We start from the raw sequence: 12,173 nt of genomic DNA, 5'->3' as shown, positions 1-12,173 counted from the left end.
CTAAGCGGAGAAGAGCCCTTTGATTTATTGAAAACAATAACAGACACTTACGCTAAAAGTGCATATCCAGAATCCAATTATAAATAACATCACTGGAAGAACATCAACGTACCTAGACTCCGATTACAAAGGATGCTGGCATTAAAACGAGTAAGGTACACAATAGGATATAAAGATGCGTTTCGCTTTCACCACATTAGCCGTATCGGTCGCGCTTGTCGCCGGATGCAGCAATCAAGGAATACCAACCATGAACCACTACTCTCAATCGCAACTTATCGCTCAGCAAACCAAAGCCCCCGTTGCTAAGAAAGTTCCTCATGCAATGACGATTCATGGTGACACTAGAATCGACGATTATTACTGGATGCGCGATGACGAACGCCAAGACCCAGAGATCTTGCAACACCTTGAGCAAGAGAATCAGTACGCAGAGACCGTGTTGAAACACACTGATGCATTACAAAAACAGTTATTTGAAGAGATCAAAGGCCGAATCGCGAAAGACGACAATTCAGTACCCGTTCGCAAAGGCAGCTACTTCTATTCGAATGAAGTCACAGGTGACAACGAATACGAAGTTCACTTACGTGCAAAAGACTTTGCAGGCACAGACAAGCAAGTCATCTTAGATGTTAACGCACTGGCAAAAGAACACGAATTCTTCAGTATTGGCGGCTTAACGATCAGCCCAAACGAAAACTTACTGGCCTATGGCGAAGATACACTGAGCCGCCGTGTTTACACCATCAAGATTAAAGACCTCACGACCGGTCAATATCTAACGGATGAAATTGAAGGTGCCTCGAGTTCAATTGCATGGCAAAACGACAACCAAGCCTTCTATTACATCAAGAAAGATCCGCAAACGTTGCTGGGTTATCAAGTTTTCCGCCATGTTTTAGGCACACCTCAGACAAACGATGATTTGATTTACGAAGAAACCGACACGGCTTACTACACTGGCTTAAGTAAGAGTAAAGATGGCCAACAGGTGTACATTTGGCACTCAAGCACAGAAACCAGCGGTGTTTCAGTCATAGATGCCAACGACCCACACGCGAGAGCGAAACCTTTTTACCTACAAGAAACGGGCATTGAGTACAGCATCGCTAAACTGGGTGACTGGTACTATATCTACACCAACTACCAAGCCGTCAACTTCCGTTTAATGAAAGTCACAACCGAAGACATGCACGACCGTTCAAAATGGGTTGATGTCATCCCAGCCGACGATAATACTCAACTTGTTGATTTCGAGTTGTTTGATGACCATCTTGTTTACGAGCAACGTGCAAATGGCTTATCTACAGTGAAAGTACGTCAACTATCAACGGGCAAAGAGTTCCCACTAGAGTTCAATGACGTCGCTTTTGCCGCTTACCTGACTGGTAACTATGAATTAGATAACTCAAAAGTTCGTGTCTACTACAGCAGCTTAACCACGCCAGGTACTTACTATGATTTCGATCTAAATTCAGGTGAATCCGAACTCATGAAGCAAACACCAGTATTAGGTGATTTCGAAGCGGATAATTACCAATCAGAGCGAATCATGGTGACGGCTCGCGATGGCAAGCAAGTGCCTGTCTCTTTGGTGTATCGCAAAGACTTATTCAAGAAAGACGGCACTAACCCAATCTACCAATATGGCTATGGCTCATACGGCTCAACGATTGAACCGACCTTCCGCTCAGCTCGTCTAAGCCTACTTGATCGAGGCTTCGTTTACGCGATCGCACATATTCGTGGTTCAGAAATGCTTGGTCGCCCTTGGTATGAGGACGGCAAAAAGCTGACCAAACAAAACACATTTAACGATTTTGTCGATGTAACCAAAGGGCTTGTTGAAGAAGGCTACGGAGCTCAAGATAAAGTATTTTCGGTGGGCGGCTCTGCTGGCGGTCTATTGATGGGCGCGATCATCAACCAAGCACCAGAACTGTACCGTGGTATTGGTGCTCATGTTCCGTTTGTAGACGTGGTAACGACCATGCTTGATGAATCGATTCCTCTAACCACAAACGAATATGACGAATGGGGCAATCCGAACGATAAAACCTACTACGATTACATGCTGGGTTACTCGCCATACGACAACATTAAGGTACAAAACTACCCGAACATGCTGGTAACAACAGGTCTGCATGACTCACAGGTACAGTACTTTGAACCAATGAAGTGGGTGGCGAAACTGCGTGAAATGAAAACAGACAACAATGTACTGCTGTTCAAAACCGATATGGAAGCCGGTCACGGTGGTGCTTCTGGTCGATTTAAACGATTGAAAGAAGACGCACTTGAATACGCTTTCTTTTTAGACTTGCTAAAGACTCAATAGATTCCGCGTGACTGTAGGTATTCACACAATTTTACGTCGCCATTTAGTCACTACAAAATGGCGACAGAAATTATTAAGCATGGTTAAATACGATGAACCATGGAATCAACCAAATCAAAAAACCTTTAGAACAAACAGTGACAAAGGTTTCCGAGAGGTATAAAAACAAATGAAAGTAATTAGCTTCAACATCAATGGCCTTAGAGCCCGCCTTCACCAACTGCAAGCGATTATCGACAAACACCAACCTGACGTGATTGGTCTTCAAGAGATAAAAGTACACGATGAAGCCTTCCCGCTCGCTGATGTTGAAGCGATGGGTTACAAGGTTTACTTCCATGGCCAAAAAGCGCACTACGGTGTGGCTATGCTATGTAAGCAGGAGCCCATCTCTGTGCAGAAAGGTTTTCCTACAGACAATGAAGACCATCAAAAGCGTATGATCATGGCGACTTTTGAAGACGAAAACGGTGAAAAAGTTACCGTGCTTAATGGCTACTTCCCTCAAGGGGATAACATCAAGCACGAGACTAAATACCCATACAAGCGTCAGTTCTACAAAGACTTGATGACTTACCTAAATGACTACCACAACAAAGATGAACAAGTCATTGTGATGGGCGACATTAACATCAGTCCTATCGACGCAGACATCGGCATCGGTGAACCTAACGCGAAACGTTGGTTGAAAACCGGTAAGTGTTCTTTCCAACCAGAAGAGCGCGAATGGCTGAAAACACTGATGGATTGGGGATTTGTAGACAGCTTCCGTTTACTACATCCAGAAGTAAACGATCAATACTCGTGGTTTGATTACCGCTCGAAAGGTTTCGTGGACAACCGCGGCCTACGCATTGATGTAGTACTTGCGACTCAGAAACTTGCTGATAAATGTACTGAAGCAGGCATCGATTACGAACTGCGTGGCATTGAAAAGCCATCTGATCACGCACCAATTTGGTCAACGTTCAAATAATATTGCTTGTTTAACTCGTTTTCTTGTTTAACTAGTTAAAAAGAAAGGAGAGTTGGAATTGCCCACCTCTCCTTTTTATATCCATCTTTATCGCTTAATCAAATTTGTTGTTACCGATTAATCAAAGTGGCCAAGCAGCACTTCCATCAACATCCAACGGATACTTCGCAAAATCATCCAAACAGTAACCCGTGTTCTCAGACGCAAAGTACTTAAGAGGCATAGCGGTTAAGCTCAAGCTTCCTACTTGCTGTTTCGCCTTATTCTCAAAGCTAAAGCCCCACATATCCAAGTACGCTCGCATATCTCGCTGAGTAACATAACTAATCGCGATCAATTGCCAATCATCACTAGAAATTGCTTTTACTTCTTCAAGTGTGTAATCCGAGAAACCTATCGAGCCTTTACCCGCATTCCATAGTTCTTCCGACTTTGCCAATCGATTAAACTCTCGCTCTATCGTGTGCAAACGTCCCAGTAAGTGCCAACCCGTTGTCAAAATCCCCTGCTCTTGCGCCAACATCATCATCTGGATATAGATTCTTGCACCCCAACTCCAATTCGCTTGGTTCTGAGCTGCCATATAGGCATTCGGATCGGCTTCTAAACGACTCTGTTTAAGCACTTCGAATTGACCTTTGAAGTCTAAACCTTGGCAAGCGGATATTTTTCCTGTCTCTTGGTAATAGCGAGACTTACTGTAATAAGAATAATAGTTCGTCGTTGAGTGACCTTCCCAGCCAGAGAAACGGAAGCGACTCTTCTCAAGCCCATGCCCTAATTCATGCAAATCACCATGCCCTAGAGGATCAAAAGACCAATAAGCATCGTAAGGGTTACCTGAGCAACCGTAACCACAGTTCGCTTGGTCGGCGTTCATGTGCTTCACAATATCAATGGTTTCAACCTGCCAACCCTGATTTTTTGCGTATTGCTGAACTTCCTCAATCACATCGATTCCCGGACCTTCAAAACCAGCAAGTGCATGAGGTAAGTTATGAACGTAACGCTCTGTCGCTAATGCCATGTCTTGTGGCTTATTCCAACGCGCTGGGCTCACCGAATCCTGCATCTTTTCCAGCTTTGAATGAACCTCAAACCCCGGAGTAATGAGTTCAGCCCAATCAAAGTTTCCTTCTTCAAGCTGTGCAACAAAACTGTCGTTGTCTGCTTCACTGCGCCAAACTGGATGCTGCGCTACATTTTCAAAACGCAATTCAACATCAATATCATTGGTATCAAAATGAACCTGCAGCGTTCCACCGTAAGCAGACGTCAGATAAATCGTCTCTCCCGGTTTTACGGGATAAGTGACCGAGGTTAAAAACTTTGGCCTAGCGTAACCGTCATTACCCGAAAACTCGTGTGTCGCACCGTTACGCAATGTATTGAATGCAATAGACGTAGCCACTTCGTTACTGTCTAAGCGAGTCACTTTAATCGTCTTACCCGGTAAGGCATACACTCCAGCGGATCGGAAGTGTCTCTTAGGCTCCAAGGCGATTGTTTTGGTTACGAGAGGAACGTTCTCAAAACTCTTAGTGCTAAAATTACCTAGACTTGGTTGTGCGGCATTATGTAGACGTCTGTTGTATACAGCGTAGTCACTATAATAAGAACGAAGAAAATCAATTCTCTCGGTTACACCTTTACCCATTGGGTACTGAACATCTTGACGGTAATGATCAGCGAGCAGCAGTAACAGCTTTTCATATTCGTAATCATCCGATACAAATAGGTCAACTTTCTTACTATCAAGCGATGTTAGGTGTGAACGAATACTGTTCGCCGCAATATAGAATTCTTCATCCATATTGGAATCATCAGGACAAGATTTGTCATCACACGTATTCAGGTCAACGGTAAAACTGTCATCTTTCAATCGCTGTAAAAGCGCTTGTTGTTGAGCAATATTATCCGGAATCTGATTAATAAGCTGTGTAGAGTCCCAATTAGACAGGCCGAGCTTGCGCCAATAGTTATCACCAACATAGGTCATGTGCATTTCAGAAAACAAGGCATTACCTAAGCCCGTCATGCCACCATCAAGATGCAGGTACAAAACAGGAATGTTCTTGCTGAACGCGAGGCGTACCCCCTTAAGAACATCGTCTATGCTATCGCCAGCATTAAGCTTTTGAGACAAGATCAACAAATCAGGGGGATTAGTTTCAAGACATTGGCTTAACTGACTGCCATCACAAGCATTGTCAACGTTGATAACCATAGAAGCGTTAACATTGTCGGTTAACCAGTTTCGTGTCGCTTGGTCATCAGGAAAATAATGAGACTGATCTAGCTGAGCTAAGACAACATTTTTAGGTGATTGTGTACCTGAAGCCCACCCAACTAAATTCTTCAGCCAAGTGTCCATCTCTTCATTGACCGAGTCAGGAAAACGCTGCTTAGTTCGAAACGGGTTACTTGCTAATGCGGCATAGCGACTGTTGTCTGATGTATAGCCAGCAATACCTATCACTAACTCTTGATCATCATACCCATCAATCATCGCTTTATTGGTCCTTAAGATGACATCGTTAAAACCATAGGTTGGCAAGATAATCGCAGCATCATGTGTTGGATCCCAGTAAAGGTTACTTAGAGGCTCGCCTTCCGAGTTTTGAGATAAAGCTTGTTTAATCAGATTGTAATCCGAGTTATATCGAGTCACTAATATTTGGCTCGCATCAATAAACTCATGAGAGTCCGTTACATAAGAAGCGTCACCTGTGGACAATGCCTTTTGCACCGCAGTTTGTGGGGTTGGTGTAATGCCAGGATCTCCGCTTCCGTCACCTTCATTACCTTCCCCACCAGAACCAGTTTGGGCACTTTCACCGCCGCTACCACCTCCGCATCCTAAAAGTGATAAGGCGATAACACAAAGAACCAAATTGGATAGTAAGTTACTCTTTTTCATCATTATTCCATACAACAACAAAATTTCGCTGAGTCTATCTATAGTTAACTCTAAAGCAATTATTCTAATGAATGCGTGGACGCTATTTGAAGCAAGTTAACTATTTTTAAAAACCCTCAGTTAACGCGCTCTTTCTTCCGCCGAAAAATTAAAGAACAGTAGTTTTGACGATATAAAAAACGGCGCTATGAAAGCGCCGTTTGTTTAACTGAAACTGTTGCTGTGTACTTATTAGCTAAGCGGTCTTAGGTAAGCTAGGAAACGTTTCTCTGCGAATTTGAAAATCGCGATGATGATAAACGTGAGCGCCATGTAGAACAGACCTGCTGTTAAGAAAGATTCGAATGGAGCGTAGTAACGTGAGTTAACCAAACGTGCTGCACCCGTCAGATCCATAATCGTTACAATACCTGCAACTGCTGAACCGTGAAGCATGAAGATAACTTCATTACTGTAAGCCGGTAACGCTCGACGAAGAGCACTTGGCAGAATGATACGGCGGTATGTCTTCGGTGTACTCATGCCATATGCTTTTGCTGCTTCAACTTCACCTTTTGGTAAGCCGTTAATCGCACCGCGAATGATTTCAGCTGTGTATGCCGATGTGTTAAGGATGAATGCCACCAAAGCACAAAACCATGCATTTTCCCATAGTGTATCTTTTACAGGGAAGAACTGATCCATTCCGTAGTAAATCAGGTACAACTGAACCAGCAGCGGCGTACCACGGAAGAAATAGATAAATGACCACGCTGGTGCGTTAATCAACATATTTGGGCTGTTACGAGAGATAGCTAATGGTATGGCAACGAATAAGCCAATAACCAAAGCAACACAAACCATCCAAGCCGTTGTCCATAAACCACTAAGGTAAATTGGCAGGCTTTCAATTATCAATGAAAAGTCCATAACTACCTCGCGTGGATACTAAATTTGCGTTCAACAAGCTTGAGTAGCCCTGTCGATACACTAGTGAAGAATAAGAAAATAAGCGCCACTGACATGTAGAAGGTAAATGGCATTTTGGTTGAGCCTGCTGCCAACGCGCTAACACGTACCATATCTTCTAAGCCGATAATGGATACCAGAGCGGTCGTTTTAAGCAATACTAACCAGTTGTTGCCGAAACCCGGTAAAGCATGACGGATCATTTGCGGAAGCAGGATACGACGGAACGCTAATACAGGGCCCATACCATAGGCCTTTGCCGCTTCCATCTCACCGCTATCAACAGCCATGATGGCGCCACGGAATGTTTCAGCCATGTAAGCACCGAAGATAAAGCCAATCGTTAATACACCAGCAATAAATGGGCTGACATCAATGTAATCAGGTAAGTAAGCAGTCCACTCATGGTTAGGGTCACTCGACGTGAACCATTCATTGAGCCACTCATTGATGGAATACAAACTGTTGTTTAAAAGGATTTGTCCACCAAAGAAAATCAACATCATCAATACGAGATCAGGAATGCCTCGAATAACGGTTGTGTAGAGGGTTGCGATAGCACGAGCCCAGCGATACGGCGCCAGTTTTGCTAAGGCACCTAGCATACCAAGAACCATAGCTAAAATTAGCGACAGCAAGGCAACTTCGATTGTAAGCACCGCCCCTTTCAGGATCGAAGCTTCATATCCTTGTAAATCAAACATAATGAATTCCAACAGAACTGCGAAAAAGTTGGTAAGACAGGGAGAGGAGAACCTCTCCCTTAAGAAGTGACGCTAGAGATTACTTGCCGTATACGTCGTAGTTGAAGTACTTAGCCGCGATATCTTGGTAGATGCCTTTTTCACGTAGTGAAAGGATTGCAGCATCTAGCTGTTTAGTCAGATCTTTGTCTTGCTTGCGTAGTGCAATACCAAAACCTTCACCGAACCATTTAGGATCCGTTAGTGATGGGCCAACAAACTCATAAGCTTCGCCACCGGCTTTGTTTAATACGCCTTCTTCAAGAGCAGACGCATCACCAAGTACAGCAACAACACGGCCGTTTGCTAGATCAAGATAAGCTTCGTCGAATGAACCGTAACGAACGATCTCTACTGAGTCACCGTAGTTGTCTGTTAGGTACTTATCGTGAGTTGTCGCACGTTGAACTGCGATTTTTTGACCACTTAGGTCATCAAAGTTAAGTCCAGCGTCTTTTTTAGCGATGAATTTGTTCGGGATAAGTGCGTACTTACCAGTAAAGTCGATTTTTTTCTTACGTTCTTCTGTAATCGACATTGCCGCGATGATCGCATCATATTTACGAGCAAGTAGAGAAGGAATAATGCCATCCCAATCTTGCGCTACGATCTTACACTTAACCTGCATTTCAGTACAAAGTGCGTTCGCCATATCGACATCAAAGCCTTTTAGTGAACCATCAGCTTCAGTCCAGCTAAATGGAGGGTAAGCACCTTCAATACCGAAGCGTACTGTTTTCCATTCTTTTGCTTGAGCTACGCCCGTTGCAGCAGTTGCAGCAAGTGCCGCTACTAATAACCACTTTTTCATATCCCTACTCCTGTGATTTAGGTTTTTATGTTGTACTAGTTTTTAATATTGTGTTTGTTGTTACTTATTAAACGACTTGTTGTGTTTTATTGCTTATACCGCTGCCATTGACCTTAGCAACAGTATTTCAATTTGGGTTCACTTCAATCGAGCTGCGTATGCAAACTGCTTTTAGTAGATTGAGGAGATAAATTGCTGTAAACGCTCTGATTCAGGTGCCGTAAACAGTTTAGCTGGATCGCCCTGTTCTTCCACCAGACCTTGATGTAGGAACATCACATGGTTAGATACGTCACGAGCAAAAGCCATTTCATGTGTTACCACAAGCATGGTTCTTCCTTCTTCTGCTAGATCGCGCATTACACCAAGAACTTCCCCAACTAACTCAGGGTCAAGTGCAGAGGTTGGTTCATCGAATAACATTACTTCAGGATCAACCGCTAGCGCTCTTGCAATCGCAGCACGCTGTTGTTGTCCGCCAGACAAATGGCCTGGGTAGTAATCTTTACGTTCATACAGTCCTACTTTCTTCAGTAGCAGCTCAGCATTTTCAATCGCTTGTGCTTTAGGTACGCCTAAGACATGAACGGGTGCTTCGATAACATTTTCGAGAACGGTCAGGTGAGACCATAGATTGAAGCCTTGAAAAACCATAGCCAAACGAGAACGGATTCGTTGAACTTGTTTTTCATTTGCAGGAACAGAAACGCCTTGACGGTTATTTTTCATCTGAATTAACTCGCCATTAACCCAAATTTCGCCAGCAGTAGGTGTTTCTAAGAGGTTGATACATCTAAGGAAAGTACTTTTACCCGATCCTGAAGATCCGATAATCGATACTACATCGCCTTTATGCGCAGAAAGTGAAATTCCCTTTAAAACTTCATTTTGACCAAACGTTTTGTGTAGATCCTTTATGTCCAGCGCCGGTACATCTTTCATGCGCTTTCTCTCCCAAGTTTGTGAAAATGCAAGGTACTCCGACCTTTTCATGCGATACAAACTAGCACCACACGAAACAACATGCAACAAATTATTAACCTAATAAATCGGAATAAATAGCGATTCACTCTGACTTATTATGCAAAAGGTAGCGTTTTCACCTCAATTTAATGAATGAGTTCTATCAATAAGCTGTAATTACACGCCTTACATTGTTTAAATAAAGTTAATCAAAATGAGATTCTCGTAGCTTGATGCCTCACAAGAAAAACAAGTTTTGTGAACTTAGATATGTCGAGATCAGCAAAATATAATCTGCGCGTTCAACACAACACACTCAGCATAAAGCACAATTATTTTAAGGTTATTACATTGTAAGCATTTCACCGGGAGCAGTTGGGAAACAAGTAATAGTGAAATAACTCGGTAAGAATTGGGCATTGAGCTCAAGTCATGGCGACACAGGCTCGGAGAAGATAGGTAAACGTCAGTTTGTGAAAACAAATTACATGATTCATCAATGGGAAGTTAACGAAACGCTTCGTTTTGTAGCTTTCTTTCACATACACTCATAAAGTGATCAAGATCAATCACCCTAAAGGGTAAGCTTGTTAGACTCCTCAGCACACAATAAGGCATTAAAAATGCCAAACATTTCTTTTAACTTAGCTGCATAAAGCACATCAAAAGCGTGCAACATAATGTTAATAAGTTATAACTAAGAAATAACGCAATTACGCAATTACGCGAACTTATAGAATTCAATTTTAGAATTACTAACATAAAAATATGAGGAATCTATGTCAGACGTTGTCAATAATGCGAACTCTGAAGTAGAAGAGAAAAGCTATAAAGAGCTTCACCGCCCTGCTTCTGAATTTGAGAGCCGCTCAGATTACTTAGATCACGAACTTCAAATCATGAAGCCTCGTCGTTTTGGCCTAAACCTTCCTGGTCGTGACTTCCGTTTTGAACTTGAAGATCTTGTTCCTGCACTTGCTGGTACCATTGGTATCATCGCGATGTATTCTGCAGTAATGATGTCTTGGGCTGATGGCCTAACTCAAGCTTGGGATCACGTAAACCTTGGTAAAGAGTTTGCGATTGAAGTCGCTCGTGTAGAGATGCTTATCCCTGCACTTCTATTCTGTATTCTTGCTTCAGGCTTCTTTAACCCTAAAGCTAACCTTGCCGGCAACCACGGCCCAATGATCCCACTTATTGGTACTATCGCATTAGCGGGTGCCCACCCTCTTGCATTGGCGATCCTAATCGGTGTCTTTGGTCTAATCCTAAGTTTCCTAAAAGGCGGCTCAAAACTGGTTAACCTCACCTCCGAAGGTACGGCAGGTGGTTTGTTAATCTTCTTGGGTCTCACTGGCACCATGAGCCAAATCAACTCTATCCAAGCTTGGGCGGTTGGTCTTCAATCTTCAACAGTTGAAGCAGGCAGCATGGGTTATGTTGGTTTAATCGTTCTTGCTGTGACCATTGCTATTTACGCTTTCCTTGCAAAAGTGAACAAGCGTTGGTTGGCAATTCCAGTTTGTGCATTTACCGGCCTAGTTATCGCGCTTGTTCTGGGTGCTGGTTTCGATATTGTTTTCGAAACAGAAATGGGCATTCCAAACCTGAACCCAGTTTACTGGTGGGGTTCGACTTCTGAAGGTTGGATGCTTGGCCTGCCAAACGTAGAGCACTTCATTGCTTCTCTGCCTTTCGCAATCCTTGCAGTTGCGATGTGGTCACCTGATTTCCTAGGTCACCGTATCTTCCAAGAACTGAACTACCCTAAAAAATCTGAAAAAGTACTGATGGACGTAGATGACACAATGACTATGTGTTCTGTTCGTCAAATGGTCGGTACTGCGGTTGGTGGTGGTAACATCACATCTTCTTGGGGTACTTACATGATCCCAGCAGCAATCGCGAAACGCCCTATCCCTGGCGGCGCAATCTTACTTGGTTCTCTATGTATTATTGTTGCAATCCTTGGCTTCCCTATGGATGTAGCAGTATGGCCACCAGTAATGCGTGTTGCGCTACTTGTAGGTGTATCTCTACCTCTTCTTGAAGCGGGTATGCAGATGGTTAAGGATTCAAAAGATTCACAAGCGGCTGGTATCTGTATCTTTGGTTCAGCAGTTGTTAACCCTGTATTAGCTTGGGCTTTAACAATGCTGCTTGATAACAACGGTCTGATTGGTGATAAAGAGCGTGCGAAGCGTCTATCATTTGTCGACAAGATTGTTATCCCAGTCGGTGTTCTAGTTATCTGTCTAGTAGCAATGCTTGCAGTTGGTATGCTAGAAAGCCAGTATGGTCTAAAAGCTTGGCTATAATGGTCTTTACTACACAAAAGTAGTATTGAGACTAAAAAAAAGTTTGGGTGGCAACCCCTGCCACTCAAATTTTTTCAACTTTTTTTGGCATTTATTGATTTAGTTTAAGGTTTGCAGGAATTTTTTAGCGTAGTCTTGAATTCATAGAGT

8 protein-coding genes are annotated in these 12,173 nt (G+C 43.2%); 3 read left to right on the top strand and 5 right to left on the bottom strand.

Going from position 1 to position 12,173, the window contains the following annotated elements:
- The first annotated feature begins 175 nt into the window (after window positions 1-175).
- Both BCT49_RS17730 and xthA read left to right on the top strand, forming a co-directional pair.
- Window positions 176-2,341: a S9 family peptidase gene (locus tag BCT49_RS17730; RefSeq protein WP_102437066.1), complete on the top strand. Its 2,166-nt coding sequence runs from the start codon at window positions 176-178 to the stop codon at window positions 2,339-2,341.
- Between the two features lie 169 nt (window positions 2,342-2,510).
- Complete coding sequence (xthA, locus tag BCT49_RS17725; RefSeq protein ID WP_017076717.1) at window positions 2,511-3,317, top strand: exodeoxyribonuclease III; 807 nt, start codon at window positions 2,511-2,513, stop codon at window positions 3,315-3,317.
- 121 nt (window positions 3,318-3,438) lie between these two features.
- On the opposite strand, the gene BCT49_RS17720 is transcribed toward xthA, so the two are convergent.
- The 5 genes from BCT49_RS17720 to BCT49_RS17700 form a co-directional block, all read right to left on the bottom strand.
- Window positions 3,439-6,237 carry an ImpA family metalloprotease gene (locus tag BCT49_RS17720; RefSeq protein WP_102437063.1) on the bottom strand — a complete coding sequence of 933 codons (2,799 nt, stop codon included), beginning with the start codon at window positions 6,235-6,237 and terminating at the stop codon, window positions 3,439-3,441.
- A gap of 231 nt (window positions 6,238-6,468) precedes the next feature.
- The gene (locus tag BCT49_RS17715) at window positions 6,469-7,146 is read right to left on the bottom strand and encodes an ABC transporter permease (RefSeq protein WP_017111069.1); all 678 of its coding nucleotides are present in this window, start codon (window positions 7,144-7,146) and stop codon (window positions 6,469-6,471) included.
- Between the two features lie 2 nt (window positions 7,147-7,148).
- Window positions 7,149-7,889 carry an ABC transporter permease gene (locus tag BCT49_RS17710; RefSeq protein WP_102437061.1) on the bottom strand — a complete coding sequence of 247 codons (741 nt, stop codon included), beginning with the start codon at window positions 7,887-7,889 and terminating at the stop codon, window positions 7,149-7,151.
- 79 nt (window positions 7,890-7,968) lie between these two features.
- Window positions 7,969-8,739 carry an ABC transporter substrate-binding protein gene (locus BCT49_RS17705; protein ID WP_102437059.1) on the bottom strand — a complete coding sequence of 257 codons (771 nt, stop codon included), beginning with the start codon at window positions 8,737-8,739 and terminating at the stop codon, window positions 7,969-7,971.
- 171 nt (window positions 8,740-8,910) lie between these two features.
- A complete protein-coding gene (locus tag BCT49_RS17700) occupies window positions 8,911-9,681 on the bottom strand; it encodes an ABC transporter ATP-binding protein (RefSeq protein WP_017107256.1) in 771 nt (256 codons plus the stop codon).
- 800 nt (window positions 9,682-10,481) lie between these two features.
- Here BCT49_RS17700 and BCT49_RS17695 point away from each other — a divergent pair.
- Complete coding sequence (locus BCT49_RS17695) at window positions 10,482-12,023, top strand: DUF3360 family protein (protein ID WP_102437057.1); 1,542 nt, start codon at window positions 10,482-10,484, stop codon at window positions 12,021-12,023.
- Window positions 12,024-12,173 lie beyond the last annotated feature (150 nt).

This window comes from Vibrio lentus (genome assembly GCF_002875945.1).
GTDB classification, from domain to species: Bacteria; Pseudomonadota; Gammaproteobacteria; order Enterobacterales; family Vibrionaceae; genus Vibrio; species Vibrio apostichopi.
The sequence above is the reverse complement of the archived record's forward strand: the minus strand, read 5'-3'. Positions and strand labels throughout refer to the sequence as shown.

Bases quoted from the DNA above. Each gene is read 5' to 3' on its own strand.
- BCT49_RS17720 (WP_102437063.1), bottom strand. From the start codon at position 6,237: ATGAAAAAGAGTAACTTACTATCCAATTTGGTTCTTTGTGTTATCGCC.
- BCT49_RS17695 (WP_102437057.1), top strand. From the start codon at position 10,482: ATGTCAGACGTTGTCAATAATGCGAACTCTGAAGTAGAAGAGAAAAGC.
- BCT49_RS17700 (WP_017107256.1), bottom strand. From the start codon at position 9,681: ATGAAAGATGTACCGGCGCTGGACATAAAGGATCTACACAAAACGTTT.
- BCT49_RS17715 (WP_017111069.1), bottom strand. From the start codon at position 7,146: ATGGACTTTTCATTGATAATTGAAAGCCTGCCAATTTACCTTAGTGGT.
- BCT49_RS17710 (WP_102437061.1), bottom strand. From the start codon at position 7,889: ATGTTTGATTTACAAGGATATGAAGCTTCGATCCTGAAAGGGGCGGTG.
- BCT49_RS17705 (WP_102437059.1), bottom strand. From the start codon at position 8,739: ATGAAAAAGTGGTTATTAGTAGCGGCACTTGCTGCAACTGCTGCAACG.
- BCT49_RS17730 (WP_102437066.1), top strand. From the start codon at position 176: ATGCGTTTCGCTTTCACCACATTAGCCGTATCGGTCGCGCTTGTCGCC.
- xthA (WP_017076717.1), top strand. From the start codon at position 2,511: ATGAAAGTAATTAGCTTCAACATCAATGGCCTTAGAGCCCGCCTTCAC.